The sequence below is a fragment of the Humidisolicoccus flavus genome (assembly GCF_045689595.1).
Lineage (GTDB): Bacteria > Actinomycetota > Actinomycetes > Actinomycetales > Microbacteriaceae > Humidisolicoccus > Humidisolicoccus flavus.
The window spans coordinates 571540-586521 of the sequence record NZ_CP142724.1; the positions used below are offsets into that span (position 1 = coordinate 571540).

Annotated in this window: 13 protein-coding genes and 1 pseudogene; 8 read left to right on the plus strand and 6 right to left on the minus strand. The window is 61.2% G+C overall.

All coding sequences use genetic code 11. The features are described from left to right. Nucleotides 1-14: 14 nt before the first annotated feature. From whiA to U2H20_RS02740, 7 genes are all read left to right on the plus strand, one after another. Entirely contained in the window at nucleotides 15-995 is a 981-nt protein-coding gene (gene whiA, locus U2H20_RS02710; protein WP_430592968.1) for a DNA-binding protein WhiA, read from the plus strand. Between the two features lie 123 nt (nucleotides 996-1118). Next, a complete protein-coding gene (locus tag U2H20_RS02715; RefSeq protein ID WP_430592969.1) occupies nucleotides 1119-1718 on the plus strand; it encodes a superoxide dismutase in 600 nt (199 codons plus the stop codon). Between the two features lie 58 nt (nucleotides 1719-1776). Next, complete coding sequence (gene gap, locus U2H20_RS02720) at nucleotides 1777-2784, plus strand: type I glyceraldehyde-3-phosphate dehydrogenase (protein ID WP_430592970.1); 1008 nt, start codon at nucleotides 1777-1779, stop codon at nucleotides 2782-2784. Beyond that, a complete protein-coding gene (locus tag U2H20_RS02725) occupies nucleotides 2784-3995 on the plus strand; it encodes a phosphoglycerate kinase (protein ID WP_430592971.1) in 1212 nt (403 codons plus the stop codon). Before gap ends, U2H20_RS02725 begins: the two co-directional genes overlap by 1 nt. Continuing rightward, nucleotides 3986-4777 carry a triose-phosphate isomerase gene (gene tpiA, locus U2H20_RS02730; protein WP_430592972.1) on the plus strand — a complete coding sequence of 264 codons (792 nt, stop codon included), beginning with the start codon at nucleotides 3986-3988 and terminating at the stop codon, nucleotides 4775-4777. The genes U2H20_RS02725 and tpiA overlap by 10 nt, the downstream gene beginning before the upstream one ends. A gap of 64 nt (nucleotides 4778-4841) precedes the next feature. Then, entirely contained in the window at nucleotides 4842-5090 is a 249-nt protein-coding gene (secG, locus tag U2H20_RS02735; RefSeq protein ID WP_430592973.1) for a preprotein translocase subunit SecG, read from the plus strand. Further along, entirely contained in the window at nucleotides 5091-5447 is a 357-nt protein-coding gene (locus U2H20_RS02740) for an RNA polymerase-binding protein RbpA (protein ID WP_430592974.1), read from the plus strand. It begins immediately after the preceding gene. 93 nt (nucleotides 5448-5540) lie between these two features. Here U2H20_RS02740 and pgl read toward each other — a convergent pair whose 3' ends face one another. From pgl to tkt, 6 genes and pseudogenes are all read right to left on the minus strand, one after another. Next, entirely contained in the window at nucleotides 5541-6305 is a 765-nt protein-coding gene (pgl, locus tag U2H20_RS02745; RefSeq protein WP_430592975.1) for a 6-phosphogluconolactonase, read from the minus strand. 8 nt (nucleotides 6306-6313) lie between these two features. After that, nucleotides 6314-7282 (minus strand): glucose-6-phosphate dehydrogenase assembly protein OpcA, encoded by a 969-nt coding sequence (locus U2H20_RS02750; protein ID WP_430592976.1) that lies wholly within the window; start codon nucleotides 7280-7282, stop codon nucleotides 6314-6316. Further along, a pseudogene (gene zwf / locus U2H20_RS02755) lies at nucleotides 7279-8819 on the minus strand (glucose-6-phosphate dehydrogenase). The gene U2H20_RS02750 and the pseudogene zwf overlap by 4 nt, the downstream one beginning before the upstream one ends. Next, on the minus strand, nucleotides 8816-10408 hold the full coding sequence (locus U2H20_RS02760; protein WP_430592977.1) for a glucose-6-phosphate isomerase: 1593 nt from the start codon (nucleotides 10406-10408) through the stop codon (nucleotides 8816-8818). The pseudogene zwf and the gene U2H20_RS02760 overlap by 4 nt, the downstream one beginning before the upstream one ends. Before the next feature lie 2 nt (nucleotides 10409-10410). Continuing rightward, complete coding sequence (gene tal / locus U2H20_RS02765) at nucleotides 10411-11526, minus strand: transaldolase (RefSeq protein ID WP_430592978.1); 1116 nt, start codon at nucleotides 11524-11526, stop codon at nucleotides 10411-10413. 14 nt (nucleotides 11527-11540) lie between these two features. Further along, nucleotides 11541-13646, minus strand: coding sequence for a transketolase (gene tkt, locus U2H20_RS02770; RefSeq protein WP_430592979.1), 2106 nt, complete (start codon nucleotides 13644-13646; stop codon nucleotides 11541-11543). A 150-nt stretch (nucleotides 13647-13796) separates the two neighbouring features. Between tkt and U2H20_RS02775 the strand changes: the two genes are divergently transcribed. Next, nucleotides 13797-14720, plus strand: a complete 924-nt coding sequence (locus tag U2H20_RS02775) for a heme o synthase (RefSeq protein WP_430592980.1) — start codon at nucleotides 13797-13799, stop codon at nucleotides 14718-14720. The last annotated feature ends 262 nt before the right edge of the window (nucleotides 14721-14982 follow it).

The window sequence follows — 14982 nt, forward strand, 5'->3', positions numbered from 1 at the left end:
GGAGGCCAAGCGAAGTGTCGCTGACCGGAGATGTAAAGGACGAACTCGCGAGGGTTCGTGTCACCCGACCTCAGTCCCGAGCCGCAGAAGTTGCGTCGCTCCTGAGGTTCAGCGGAGGACTGCACGTGATTTCTAATCGCGTGGCAGTCGAGAGCGAACTCGATTCCGCGCTCGTGGCGCGGAGAATCGGTCGTGAACTGCAGGACCTGTATGGCGTCAAGGCCGAAGTGGCAGTGATCTCAGCCGGCACGAACCGCAAGTCGGACACGTACATCGTCCGTGTTGTCCAGCAGGGCGAGACCCTTGCCCGGCAGACCGGCCTCATGGACGCTCGTGGCCGGCCGGTCCGCGGTCTTCCGAACCGTCTGACCACCGGATCGGTCGAAGATCTCGCCGCCGTATGGCGTGGAGCGTTTCTCGCCGGCGGCTCGCTCGGTGACCCGGGTCGAAGTGCGTCCCTCGACGTCGTCTGCCCCGGCCCGGAGGCCGCAATGGCACTGGTTGGTGCGGCGAGCAGGCTCGGAATCCAAGCGAAGACTCGCGAGGTCAGGGGAGTGCACCGCGTCGTCGTTCGCGATGGCGAACCGATCGCGGCGCTCCTGCAGACCATGGGCGCAACGAAGACCGTGAAGGAATGGCAGGCGCTCCGTCAGCGACGTGAGGTCCGTGCAACGGCAAACCGCCTGGTCAATTTCGACGATGCGAACCTCCGCCGCAGTGCTCAGGCCGCAGTGGCCGCTTGCGCTCGCGTCGAGCGCGCGCTGCAAATCCTGGGCGATGACGTTCCCGAGCACCTGTCATATGCTGGATCGCTCCGGCTCCAACACCGCGAAGCAAGTCTCGACGAACTCGGGCATTTCGCTGATCCGCCTCTCACGAAAGACGCGGTCGCTGGCCGAATTCGCCGACTGCTCGCAATGGCAGACAAAGCTGCGAAGGATCAGGGTATTCCTGGCACCGAAGCAGACCTTCCTGAGCACCTTCGCAGGGATTAAGACCGAACACACTTCGACTTCGCCCCTTGCGAACATCCTCTCGGGTGTTTTGGCGACGTCGAGGACTAGAATTGTCCACGGCAGATTGAATGTCGAAATAGCAGGTAGAAGGAGCATAGAACCATGGCCGTTTACAGCCTCCCAGAACTTCCCTACGACTACGCAGCACTTGAACCGCACATCAGTGCGAAGATCATGGAACTGCACCACTCGAAGCACCACAAGGCGTACGTCGATGGAGCGAACACCGCTCTCGACAAGCTCGCTGAATCCCGCGAAACCGGCGACTTCACCAACATTCCAAAGCTTGAAAAGGACCTCGCGTTCCACCTCGGTGGTCACACGAACCACACGATTTTCTGGAACAACCTTTCCGGCGACGGTGGCGGCGAGCCAGAGGGCGAACTCCGTGCAGCAATTGACGAATACTTCGGTTCCTTCTCAGGGTTCCAGGGTCACTTTGCGGCGACTGCCAACTCGATCCAGGGTTCCGGCTGGTCGGTTCTCGGTTGGGATTCCCTCGGTCAGCGCTTGAACATCTTCCAGCTCTTCGACCAGCAGGCGAACGTGCCGGTGGGCACCACGCCGATCCTCATGCTCGACATGTGGGAGCACGCTTTCTACCTTGATTACCTCAACGTCAAAGCCGACTACGTCAAGGCATTCTGGAACCTCGTGAACTGGCAAGACGCGCAGGCGCGTCTCGACGCAGCACGCGGCTAAACCCCCAATCGACGCGTGTCTTCGCGTCACCTTTCAGAAAGATCACGAGGAGAAATCTGTGACTATCAAGGTTGGAATCAACGGATTCGGCCGAATTGGACGCGGCTTCGTACGCGCCATGCTCGAGCAAAAAGCAGACATTGAGATCGTTGGCGTCAACGACCTCACCGACAACGCAACTCTTGCGCACCTGTTGAAGTACGACTCGGTTTCCGGTCGTCTCGGCGTGGACGTTTCGAGTGACGACGACTCAATCACCATCGGTGGGAACACGTTCCGTGGACTCTCCGAGCGCGACCCGGCGGCTCTGCCGTGGGGCGAGCTCGGCGCAGACATCGTGATCGAGTCGACTGGTCGCTTCACGAGCACGGAGGCTGCTGGCAAGCACCTCGACGCCGGAGCGAAGAAGGTCATCATCTCGGCACCGGCTTCTGGTCCGGCACCCACGTTCGTCATGGGTATCAACCACGAAGAGTACGACGCTGAGAACGACCACGTCATCTCGAACGCTTCGTGCACCACGAACTGCCTTGCACCACTCGTGAAGGTCTTCAACGACACCTTCGGTATCGAGCGCGGCCTCATGACCACGATCCACGCGTACACCGCCGACCAGGTACTGCAGGACGGTCCGCACTCCGACCTTCGCCGTGCTCGTGCAGCAGCACTGAACATCATCCCGACCTCAACTGGTGCGGCAAAGGCCATCGGCCTCGTCGTCCCAGAGCTCAAGGGTCGTCTCGACGGATTCGCGCTTCGCGTGCCAGTGCCAACCGGATCGATCACGGACCTCACGGTCGTGACCCGCGATGGACTGACCGTCGAAGAGATCAACGCTGCGTACAAGACCGCAGCCGAGAGCGGACCGCTGAAGGGCTACCTGCGCTACAGCGATGAGCCACTCGTCTCGACCGACATCGTCGGTGACCCGCACTCGTCGATCTTCGACTCGGGTCTCACGAAGGTCATCGGCAACGAGGTCAAGCTGTCGTCCTGGTACGACAACGAAGCGGGCTACTCGAACCGCCTCGTCGACCTCGCCGAGTACGTGGGTTCGAAGCTCTAATGCTGAAAACTCTCGAGGAGCTCGGAGACCTGAGCGGCAAGACCGTCGTGATCCGCTGCGATCTGAATGTCCCTCTCAACGAGGGCGTCATCGGCGACGAAGGTCGTATCGCTGCATCGCTTCCGACGTTGCGGCGTCTCATCGAAGCCGGTGCACGAACCGTTGTGATCTCGCACCTCGGACGACCCGATGGTTCGCCCGACGAGAAGTACTCTCTTGCTCCGGTCGCACAGCGACTTGGGCAGCTCCTCGAGAGCGAAGTGCAATTCGTGCCTTCGACTGTCGGAGATGCTGCGCGCGAAGCTCGCGCGCAGCTCTCCGACGGCGAGGTACTCGTCTTGGAGAACCTGCGTTTCGACGCACGCGAGACCAGCGAGAACGAAGACGAACGAGCAGAATTCGCAGCAGAACTCGCAGAGGGCGCGGACGCGTTCATCTCCGATGGCTTCGGTGTCGTGCACCGGAAGCAGGCGAGCGTCTACGAAATCGCGAAGATCCTTCCGTCCGCCGCAGGTCTGCTCGTTGAGTCAGAACTCAACGTGCTCAGCGCACTGACCGACTCTCCGAAGCCGCCCTATACGGTCGTGCTCGGAGGCTCCAAGGTGAGCGACAAGCTCGGAGTCATCGCACATCTGCTTCCCCGAGTGAACTCGATCGTCATCGGTGGCGGAATGTTGTTCACGTTCCTTGCCGCCCAGGGCTTCAAGGTTGGTGCGAGCCTGCTCGAAGAAGACCAGATCGACACGGTCAAGAAGTACCTCGCCGACGCTGAAGAGCGCGGAGTGAAGATTCTTCTGCCGACCGACATCGTGGTCGCTGAATCCTTCGGCGCCGATGCTGCGAACGAAGTGGTGCCGGCCAACGATATCGAGTCCTCATCCTTCGGCGACAAAGGCCTCGGGCTCGACATCGGACCAACCTCGGCTGAGACTTTCGCCGCGCACATTGAAGAATCCACGACCGTGTTCTGGAACGGTCCGATGGGTGTCTTCGAGTTTCCGGCATTCGCCAATGGCACGAAAGCCGTCGCAGAGGCTCTCACGAAGATCCAGGGTCTGAGTGTCGTCGGCGGTGGCGATTCGGCCGCGGCTGTTCGTGCGCTCGGCTTCGAAGACCGTCAGTTTGGTCACATTTCTACAGGTGGTGGCGCGAGCCTCGAGTTCCTTGAGGGCGCCGCACTTCCCGGACTGGAGGTCCTCGGATGGAACTAACGCGTATCCCACTGATCGCAGGCAACTGGAAACTGAACCTCGATCACCTGCAGGCGATTGCGCTGGTGCAGAAGCTCGCATGGACGCTGCAAGACGCAAATCACGACTTTTCTCAGGTTGACGTTGCAGTCTTCCCTCCCTTCACTGACCTTCGGAGTGTCCAGACGCTCGTCGACGGTGAGAAGCTTCCCGTGCGTTATGGCGCGCAGGACGTCTCGGCTCAGGAGAACGGTGCCTACACCGGAGAGATCGCAGCGTCATTCCTCGCGAAGCTCGACTGCTCCTATGTGATTGTCGGCCATTCGGAGCGTCGTGAGTACCACCACGAGTCAGACGAATTGATCGGCCAGAAGGCAGCGGCTGCGGTGGCTGCAGGCGTGACTCCAGTGATCTGCGTCGGTGAAACCGCAGCGGATCTCGAAGAGCACGGTCCGAGCGCTGTTCCCGTCGCTCAGCTCGAGACGATTCTCGCGCAGTTGCCTGCGACGGGCGAAATCGTTGTCGCCTACGAACCAGTGTGGGCGATCGGCTCTGGGAAGGCTGCGACCGCCGAACAGGCGCAGCAAGTCTGTGCCGCTCTGCGCAGCGCGCTTGCGAAGGTTCGCGGTGAAGAGGCAGCAGCAGGAACCCGAATTCTCTACGGCGGCAGTGTGAAAGCTGCAAACATCGCTGGCTTCATGCAGCAGGTCGACGTTGACGGAGCGCTCGTCGGTGGCGCAAGCCTCGACGTCAAGGAGTTCGCGGCGATCGCTCGCTTCCGTGACCACGTCGGTACTGCCTAAAACTCGACCTCGCTGTTAGACTGTTCGCTGGCCCAATCAGGCCGAGGAAAGGCGTTACACACTCATGGAGATTCTCCAGGTTATCTTTCAAGTGATTCTCGGAATCACCAGCGTGCTGCTGACCCTGCTGATCTTGCTGCACAAGGGCCGCGGAGGCGGTCTTTCCGACATGTTCGGCGGCGGTATCAATTCGAGCATGGGTTCGTCGGGCGTCGCTGAGCGAAACTTGAACGCCTACACCGTGATTCTCGGACTCGTTTGGGTCGGAGCGATCATCGCGCTCGGTCTGATTACAAAATTTCAGGGGGCATAAATGGCATCCGGTGGTAGTGCAATCCGCGGGTCGCGCGTTGGCGCAGGCCCAATGGGCGAGCAGGATCGGGGCTTTCACGCCGATCGCATCGCCATTTCGTACTGGGACGCTCTCGGCAACGAGACGGTCCGTTACTTCGTTGCTGACCTCCCCGAAGAGGAGATCCCAGAGACGATCGATTCGCCGAGCAGTGGGCTTCCCGCTGGTCGCGACAAGGAGAATCCTCCTCTGGTCGCAAAGGCAGAACCGTACAAGACTCACCTTGCATACGTGAAGGAACGACGCACGGCAGAAGAAGCGGAGCAGCTCCTCGAAGAGGCACTGCAGAAGCTTCGCGCGAAGCGCGGTCAAGCGTAGGGACTCATCGTTCATTCGGAACGATCGCGAAAAGCCCCGCACGAGATACTCGTGCGGGGCTTCTCGCTGCCTGTAGCTGGAAGCTCCGTAGTGTTACGGCTGGTCGTAACCGGTTGCGATCAAGTTCGCCGGAACCTCCGCGGCTGCACTCTGGTCGACGAAGAAGACCGTACGCTTCTGGCCACGCACCCCTGAGAGCGGAACTTCGTCGGCGGGTGCGCCGGCAAGCGCGAGACCGAGGGCAGGAGCTTTGTCCCCGCCCGAAAGCACGACCCAGATGCGGTCTGCTCGGTTGATCACGGGCAGTGTCAAACTGAGTCGTTCAGACGGTGGCTTTGGTGAATCGCGTTCTGCGATCACCAGCTCCGTTGCAGCGACACTCGAGTGTCCGGGAAACAGCGACGCGATGTGACCGTCAGGACCAACGCCGAGGAAGGCGATATCGAAACTTCGCGCCTCGTCGAGTTCTGCAACGTCTTCCGCGTACCGCGACGCCGCTTCATCGAGCGACAATCCTTCGTCGGAGGCGGCGAAAGCATGAATGTTCTCCGTCGGAATCTCGAGGCCATCGAGAATCGCGTCCCGCGCTTGCGTTACGTTGCGTTCCGGATCGCCTTCTGGGAGCCACCGTTCGTCGCCCCACCAGCAGTGCACTCGGTCCCACGCGATTCCTCGTGATGCCGGGTTCGCCGCGATGGCGCCGAGCGTTTGAATTCCCACTGTGCCCCCAGCGAGACACAGGTCGACCCGTTCCTGTTCATCGAGCAGGTCGATCACCTTCGTGATGAAGCGCGCCGCGACCGATGCGCACAGTGCGTCACGGTCGGTGTGGAGGAGTACTCGATTCTCGTTGGTCATTGAATCCTTCACTGCTCCTTGGAGTTTGTAGAACCCGCAGGTTCGACGGTGCTCGCGAGTGTTCGCAAGACACGGTGATACATTTCGTCAGGATCAAGGCGACGCAGTTCTTCGGCGAGTTGTTCGCGAAGACCACGCTTCGTGATCGCGATTCGATGCTCGGGCTGCCCGGGCTGCCGAAGCACCGCAACGCTTTCGGTGTCTCGTTCGAGCAGCGTCACGCCACCCTCACGATTGAGTTCGACCTTGTCGATCCCACTGGTTCCGCACGGTTTGTCTCCAACGTCTTGAATAGCGACGTCGATCTCGAGCTGCTGCTGCAGCCACGCTTTCAGCAGGTGCACACTCGGGTTTTCATATTCTCCGTGCACCGTTGCAGATTCGACGGGTTCGAACGGCGGGAGGTCGAGCACAGCGGCGAGCTGGGCACGCCATCCCGTCAATCTCGTCCAAGCGAGGTCGCTATCGCCAGGGGAGTAGCACGCTGCAAGCGCGAGCAGGGTCTCCCGGGGGTTCGGCTGACGCGCCATGTCGGTGATCCGACGCTGCGCAATTTTGCCGAGTTGCGACCGGCTCGGGGTTTCCGGCATGAAGGTCGGCCACCAGGCGACGACGGGTGCGTCCGAGAGGAGCAGACCCTGCACGACGCCGAGCACGTGCTGACCGACTTCGCCCCAACACTTCAGAACGATCACTTCGCTAGCGCCGGCGTCACCGCCGACTCGAATCTGAGCGTCGAGCCTTGGCTGTTCTTCGTCCGCGATGGCGTCGGTGTTCCGAGATACCACGAGCACTCGCATCGGGTGCTCTCGGCTCGCGTCGTTTGCTGCCGCGATCGCGTCTTCTTCCTCGCCCATTTGCGCGTGGATGATGAGGGTCAGTACCCGGCCGAGGGCAATGACACCGCCCTCGTCGCGAAGGTCGACGAGCTGCTTCGAGATCGCGCTCGTCGTGGTGCGTTCAAGATCGACAATCATGGTCGTCTCCAATGTCTGCCGTCACGAGCGAGCAGGTCGTGCGCGCTCTGCGGACCCCAACTTCCGGGGCTGTACTGTTCCGGCGTCTCGTCGAGCGAATCCCAGTACTCCTCGATGGGATCGAGGATCTTCCAAGAGAGTTCGACCTCGTTGTGGCGGGGAAACAGGGGAGGTTCGCCGAGCAGAACATCGAGAATCAGGCGTTCGTATGCTTCAGGGCTCTCTTCGGTAAAAGCGTGCCCGTACCCAAAGTCCATGGTGACATCGCGAACGTGCATGCCCGGTCCAGGAACCTTCGAACCGAAGCGCATCGAAATACCCTCATCGGGCTGTACCCGGATCACGATCGCATTTTCGCCCATTGCACTTGTCGACGACTGATCGAACAAGAACTGCGTTGCGCGTTTGAACACGATTGCGATCTCGGTAACGCGTCGACCCAGACGTTTTCCGGCTCGAAGATAGAACGGAACTCCGGCCCAACGACGCGTGTTCACTTCGAGGCGAAGCGCTGCGTAGGTTTCGGTGGTCGACTCGGGGTTCATGCCCTCTTCGGCGAGGAAGCCCGTGACCTCAGATCCACCCTGCCAGCCGCTCGCGTACTGTCCACGGGCTGCAGCCGTTGAGAGATCCTCGGGCAGTTGCACCGCCGAGAGCACTTTTTCTTTTTCCGCGCGGAGATCGTCGGCGTCGAAGGAGACGGGTTCTTCCATGGCGGTGAGCGCGAAGAGCTGCAGCAAGTGATTCTGGATCACATCTCGAGCGGCGCCGATCCCGTCGTAGTAGCCCGCACGTCCACCGACTCCGATGTCTTCGGCCATAGTGATCTGCACGTGGTCGATGTAGTTGGAATTCCAGATCGGTTCCCAGAGGGCGTTCGCGAATCGCATCGCGAGGATGTTCTGCACCGTCTCTTTTCCGAGATAGTGGTCGATCCGGAACACCGAATCAGGGGGAACACGGATTCGACGACCTTGTTCAGTTCACGAGCCGACTCGAGGTTGTGCCCGAACGGCTTCTCGATCACGACGCGGCGCCATTTGTCTTCGGCAGCAGCAGCAAGGCCAGAGCGTTCCAGCTGTTGTGTCACGACAGGGAAAGCCCCCGGCGGGATCGAAAGATAGAAGGTGTGGTTGCCTCTCGTTCCTCGTTCCGCCTCGAGTTCATCGAGCAAGGTCTTCAGACGGTCGAACGCTGCGTCGTCGTCGAATTCGCCGGAAACGAAGCGGATCCCGTCGCGGAGTTGTTCCCAGACTGATTCTCGGAACGGCGTGCGGGCGTGCTTCTCAACCGATTCTTTGACGACGTCGCGAAACTCGTCGTTGTCCCACTCGCGTCGTGCAAAGCCGACGAGCGCGAACCCTGCTGGCAGCAGGCCCCGGTTCGCCAAGTCGTACACGGCCGGGAGCAGCTTCTTTCGAGCGAGGTCACCGGTCACACCGAAGATCACGAGCGAGTTCGGACCAGGGATCCGATTCAGCCGTTGATCGTCGGGCGAACGGAGCGGATTCACTCCGCGGCCGAGCTTGGCAGTCACGAGGCGAATCGTTCGAGCTCCGCAAGGCCTTCATGGAGGTCTGCGAGCGTCAGGGTCAGCACCGGACGGCCATGCTCTGCGAGCACGTTCGCATCACCGTAGGCCTGCGCCTGGATGAGCTGCCCAAAGCTGAACGACCGCTCCGGGATTGCGAGATCTTCACTCGGTGTCGCGAGAATCTGCAGGAAGACTCCGATTGGCGTCCCACCCTTGTGGTACTGGCCGGTCGAGTGCAGGAATCGTGGACCCCAGCCGAACGTCACCGGACGTCCCAGCTTCTTCGCGAAGAGTTCGCGAAGACCCTGGAAGGCGGGTGCGGCAGTGCGATCAACGTATGCCTGCACCGCGAGGTAGTTCTCGTCACCGACGTGCGCGAGCAACGCTGCGACTGCTTCGGCGGTCGAACTCGCGCCCGAGACGACATCACTCGTTCCACGAACTTCGACGTTGCCGTCGACGAACGCAGGAGCTGCTGGCGGCTCGAGTGCGTCGAGCAGACCCCGAGCTGCAACCTTGGCTGATTCGACATCCGGTTGGTCAAAGGGGTTGATTCCCAGAATTCGCCCCGCAACCGCCGTTGCAAACTCCCAAACGAGCAGTTGCCCGCCCAGGGTTCCCGCCACCTCGACCTCGCCAGGTGCAAGCGACTTGGTCTCTGCGCGGTCAGCAACGAGCCGGACGATCTGTACGTCGTCCGGAGTGTTGATCGCTTCGGGGGATTCGGGGTCGAGCACGATCGGCAGGATACCGACGCCTTCTTTTCCGGTCGATTCCGCGATGAGCTGTTCCGCCCAGTCGGCGAAGCCGACGATGTGGGTCCCATCAGCAACGATGCCGAGCTTGTCCTTCAGAGGACGCGTGCCGGCAATCGCCGCAGCCAGAATGAGCCCGGGATTGTCTGCAGAATCTTCCGTGATCGCTGGCAACTCGCCAGCCGCAGCATCGAGCAATTCCTGCAACGGCACACCGGCCAGACCTGAGGGCACGAGACCGAACGCGGTGAGCGCTGAGAAACGGCCGCCGACGTCGGGATCAGCGTTGAAGACTCGGTAGCCTGCTTCGCGAGCAGACTGATCGAGCGGCGAACCCGGGTCGGTGACGACGATGATTCGCTCGAGCGGGTCGATTCCCGCCTCGGTGAACCACTGCTCAAAAATTCGACGCTGACTGTCGGTTTCAAGGGTCGAACCCGACTTCGACGAAACGACGAGCGCGGTCGATGCGAGGTCATCGCGCAAAGCGTGAAGCACCTGCCCAGGCTCCGTCGAGTCGAGGACCGTCAGCGGGACCCCATAGGTGGCCGTGATGACCTCGGGCGCGAGCGATGATCCGCCCATGCCTGCGAGGGCGATCTTCGTGACACCGCGCTCGTTCAGGTGCAGGCGCAACGCTTCGATGTCGTCGACAAGGCCCTGCGAGATCGCTGGAGCTTCGACCCACCCAAGGCGCTTCGCGGACTCTTCTTCGGCCGCGGCGCCCCAGAGGGTCGCGTCTTTCGACATGATGCGCCCTGCAACGCCGTCGCTGACAAGCTGCGGGACAATGCGATCGACCGCTTCAGCAGCCGCGCCGGAGACTCCGATGATCATGCTCACACCTCAGACTTCGCAGCACCGAGCTGACCCGACACCGTGTCAACGAGCTCCTGCCAGGAGACCATGAACTTTTCAACTGCTTCGATCTCGAGCAGGTTGGTGACCTCTTCGTAGGAAACCCCGAGTTCGTGGAGCGTGTCGAGGTCCTGCTGCGCGGCAGCAAGGTTCGGGCGGATCGTGTCGCCAGTCACTTCGCCGTGGTCTGCGGTCGCCTCGAGCGTCTTCGCAGGCATGGTGTTGACGACGTCGTTCGCGACCAGACCGGTTACATACAGAGTGTCCGGGAGTGATTCGTCCTTGACGCCCGTCGATGCCCAGAGCGGACGCTGCGTGTTTGCACCAGCAGCGAGCAGTTCCTGTGCGCGCTCGGTCTGGAAGGTTTCCTCCCACACCTGGTAAGCCAGACGGGCGTTTGCGAGACCCGCCTTGCTCTTCGCAGCGAGTGCGGCCTCTGAACCGATTGCATCGAGACGCTTGTTCACTTCTGCGTCGACACGCGAGACGAAGAACGACGCGACCGAGTGGATCTTCGTCAGGTCGTGCCCGGCCTCGCGAGCGAGTTCGAGTCCGCGAAGGTACGCGTTCATGACCTCGCGGTAGCGAGGGAGCGAGAAGATGAGCGTGACGTTGACGCTGATGCCCTTCGCAATGGTCTGCGTGATGGCCTCGAGACCTGCGAGCGTTGCAGGAATTTTGATGAGCACGTTTTCACGGTCGACGCGGTCGAACAGCTCCTGTGCCTGCACGATGGTCTCTGCGGTGTCGTTCGCGAGTCCGGGTGAGACCTCAATCGAAACGCGCCCGTCGAATCCCTTCGACTCGCGGTAGATGTCGGAGAAGATGTCGCAGGCTGCGGCGACATCTGTCGTCGTGAGGTGCGTGATCGCCTCTGGAACCGAAGCGTTTTCGCTCGCGAGCTTGCGGACGTCGTCCGCGTAAGCGTCGCCCTTGGCCAATGCCGAAGCAAAGATCGTTGGGTTTGTGGTGACGCCGACGACGTCTCGTTCCTTGATCAGCGTCTGCAGATCGCCGGAGTTCAGGAGTTCACGTGACAGGTCGTCGAGCCAAATGCTCACGCCTGCGTTGGAGAGTTCTGCGGTGTTCTTCGTCATGATGACGGTTCCCTTCACGCCTTTGCGGCTTCAAGTGATTCGAGTGCTGCGGACACGACGTGTTCAGTCGTCATGTCGAACTTCTCGAACAAAGTTTGGTAATCGGCGCTTGCGCCGAAGTGATCGATGCCGACCGATCGACCAGCATCGCCGACGTAGTCGCGCCATCCGTAGGTCGAGCCAGCCTCAACCGAGACGCGTGCCTTAATCGAGCTCGGCAACACGCTCTCGCGGTAGTCGTCACTCTGCTCCTTGAACCAGGAGAGTGAGGGCGCTGCAACGACTCGAGTCGCGATGCCCTTGCCTTCGAGCACCTCTCGCGCTTCGACCGCCATCTGCACTTCACTGCCCGTTGCGATCAGGATCAGTTCCGGAGCGCCGTTCTTCGCGTCGACGAGCACGTAGGCGCCCTTCGCGACGTTCTTCGCTGCGGCGAACTCTTCACCGGTCGCGTCTCCTTCGCCACGTGCAAGCACGGGAAGGGGCTGACGAGTGAGGGCGATGCCGACCGGCTTGTACTTCCGCTCGAGGATCGTCTTCCATGCCCAAGCGGTCTCGTTCGCATCGGACGGGCGAACCAGATCGAAATCAGGAATCGCACGAATCGTGGTCAACTGCTCGATCGGCTGGTGCGTCGGTCCGTCTTCTCCGAGCGCCACCGAGTCATGGGTCCAGACGAAGATCGGGTGGGTCTTCATGAGAGCGGCAAGACGAAGCGACGGACGCTGGTAGTCGCTGAAGATCAGGAAGGTTCCACCGAACACGCGGGTGTTGCCGTGCAAGGTGATTCCACTCAAGATCGCAGCCATCGCGTGCTCACGAATACCGAAGTGCAGGATGCGTCCATTGGCACCACCCTTTGACCATTCGTTGGTCAGGTACTCGGTCGGCACGAATGATCCGCCGCCCTCGATCGTGGTGTTGTTCGATTCTGCGAGGTCAGCGGAGCCACCCCAGAGTTCAGGCACGACGCCAGCGAGAGCGTTGATGACCTTGCCGCTTGCTGCGCGTGTTGCGATCTCTGTACCGGCTTCGAAAACGGGCAGTGCCTCTTCGATGCCCTCAGGTAGTTCGCCACTTGCAACGCGTTCGAACAGCGCGTGCTGTTCTGGGTTCGCAGCGGCCCAGGCGTCGAACTTTTCCTGCCAGGCCTTGCGAGCTTCGACTCCGCGATCGGCGGCATTCTTCCGGCTGTGCTCGAGCACGCCTTCCGGGACCTCGAAGGTCGCCTCGGGGTTGAACCCGAGCACTTCCTTGACTGCCGCGAGTTCTTCGCCACCGAGCTTCGAGCCGTGGATCTTGCCCGTGTTCTGCTTCTTCGGGGCCGGCCATCCGATGATGGTCTTCAGCACGATGAGGCTTGGTCGCTCGGTTTCGGCCTGAGCCGCTTCGATCGCTGCGTTCAGCGCTGCGAGATCTTCGACGTAGTCGCCGGTCTTCTTCCAGTCGACCGTTTGCACCTGCCAGCCATAGGCCTCATAGCGTGCCGCGACGTCCTCGGAGAAGGCGATCGTGGTGTCGTCCTCGATCGAGATCTGGTTCGAGTCGTAAATTGCGATCAGGCGGCCCAGTTTCTGGTGGCCCGCGAGCGAACCTGCCTCGCTGGTCACGCCCTCCTGCAGGTCTCCATCACCGGCGATGACGTAGGTGAAGTGGTCGAAGGCGCTTTCGCCCTCTGGGGTTTCAGGGTCGAAGAGCGCACGTTCAAAACGCTGTGCGTAGGCGAAACCGACTGCCGAGGCGAGGCCCTGGCCGAGCGGACCGGTCGTCATCTCAACGCCGTTCGTGTGCCCGTATTCGGGGTGGCCAGGGGTCAGCGAACCCCAAGTGCGAAGAGCCTTCAGGTCGTCGAGCTCAAGTCCGTCGCCTGCGAGGAACAACTGCACGTATTGCGTGAGCGAGGAGTGGCCAGCAGAGAGAATGAAGCGATCGCGGCCTGTCCACTGGTGATCATTGGGGTCACGGTTCATGACCTTTTGGTAGAGGAGGTAGGCGGCAGGGGCCAAACTCATTGCCGTTCCCGGGTGACCGTTTCCGACTTTTTCAACGGCATCGGCGGCGAGAACCCTCGCCGTGTCTACTGCCTTTTTGTCGAGTTCGGTCCATTCGAATGCTGCCACGTGGGTGCCTTCCGTTGTTCGCGAGCTCACTGCCCGCGCGCCTGTTTTTCCGTCATTGCGACCTCCTTCAATCATAGCGCGGTCACCATGCGTGCAAGCTTGCTCGACCTTGATAGACTGCTTGAATCATCCGATCATTTTCGAGAACAGATGACTGCCACCCAACACACCACTCGCTCTCCCGTAACGCCCTCGCAGAAGGTGCGCGCTTTTGTCGCGCTCACGAAACCCCGAGTCGTTGAGCTCCTGCTCATCACCGCGGTTCCCGTCATGTTCTTGGCGGCCGGGGGAGTCCCCAACCTGCTCACGATCGCGGCGACCCTCGTCGGCGGGTTCCTGAGCGCAGGAAGCGCGAACGCGTTCAACATGGTGATCGATCGCGATATCGACGCGGTGATGGAGCGAACCAAGAACCGGCCCTTGGTCACTGGCGTGCTCTCGGTGCGCGAGGCCAAAGTGTTCGCGTGGGCTCTCGCTCTCGTGAGCACGGTCGTACTGCTCGCGTTCACGACCTGGCTCGCCGTGGTCTTCAGCGTCGCAGCCATCGCCTTCTACATCTTCATCTACACCCTGCTGCTGAAGCGCCGCACCGAACAGAACATCGTTTGGGGCGGGATCGCCGGCTGCTTCCCTGTGCTCATCGGCTGGACGGCCGTGACCGGGACGCTCTCCTGGGCACCGATCATCCTGTTCGTTCTGGTGTTCCTGTGGACTCCAGCGCACTACTGGCCGCTGTCGATGAAGTACCGCGACGACTACGAGGCGGCCGACGTGCCAATGCTCGCGGTCGTCCGGGGCCGCAGCACCGTTGGCCTGCAGGTCATTTTGTACGCGTGGGCGTCGGCCGCGTGCACACTGCTGCTGATCCCTGTCGCCTCGATGGGCATCGTCTACTCGGTCATCGCCCTGGCCGGTGGCATCTGGTTCGTAACTGAGGCGCACGGACTCTACGCGCGCGCACTCCGTGGAGAGCGAGACGTTCGAGCGATGCGAGTCTTCCATGCATCGAACACCTACCTCACGCTCGTGTTCTTGGCAGTCGGTATCGATCCGCTGCTTCGCTTCTCGCTCTAAGAGCATTGTGCGGCGTCGCTTGCTGCAGCGGCGCACCCGACCACCGTCCGACGACTTCAGGACGTCCCCGGTTCAATAGCCCAAGGTTTCGACGACTCGGTTGCGCATTCTCGACGACACTGTTGCACGGTCTTGAAACACGAATCTCAGCGCCGAATCTGCATTCGATTTCGCTCCTTCCTACCCAACGGAAGGATTGGCGAAACCGCGTGACCTCTCAGTGCCGTTCGCAACACGACACAATAAAAGCCCCGCTCGACCG

Bases quoted from the DNA above. Each gene is read 5' to 3' on its own strand.
- U2H20_RS02715 (WP_430592969.1), top strand. From the start codon at position 1,119: ATGGCCGTTTACAGCCTCCCAGAACTTCCCTACGACTACGCAGCACTT.
- U2H20_RS02725 (WP_430592971.1), top strand. From the start codon at position 2,784: ATGCTGAAAACTCTCGAGGAGCTCGGAGACCTGAGCGGCAAGACCGTC.
- tpiA (WP_430592972.1), top strand. From the start codon at position 3,986: ATGGAACTAACGCGTATCCCACTGATCGCAGGCAACTGGAAACTGAAC.
- secG (WP_430592973.1), top strand. From the start codon at position 4,842: ATGGAGATTCTCCAGGTTATCTTTCAAGTGATTCTCGGAATCACCAGC.
- U2H20_RS02740 (WP_430592974.1), top strand. From the start codon at position 5,091: ATGGCATCCGGTGGTAGTGCAATCCGCGGGTCGCGCGTTGGCGCAGGC.
- pgl (WP_430592975.1), bottom strand. From the start codon at position 6,305: ATGACCAACGAGAATCGAGTACTCCTCCACACCGACCGTGACGCACTG.
- U2H20_RS02750 (WP_430592976.1), bottom strand. From the start codon at position 7,282: ATGATTGTCGATCTTGAACGCACCACGACGAGCGCGATCTCGAAGCAG.
- U2H20_RS02760 (WP_430592977.1), bottom strand. From the start codon at position 10,408: ATGATCATCGGAGTCTCCGGCGCGGCTGCTGAAGCGGTCGATCGCATT.
- tal (WP_430592978.1), bottom strand. From the start codon at position 11,526: ATGACGAAGAACACCGCAGAACTCTCCAACGCAGGCGTGAGCATTTGG.
- U2H20_RS02775 (WP_430592980.1), top strand. From the start codon at position 13,797: ATGACTGCCACCCAACACACCACTCGCTCTCCCGTAACGCCCTCGCAG.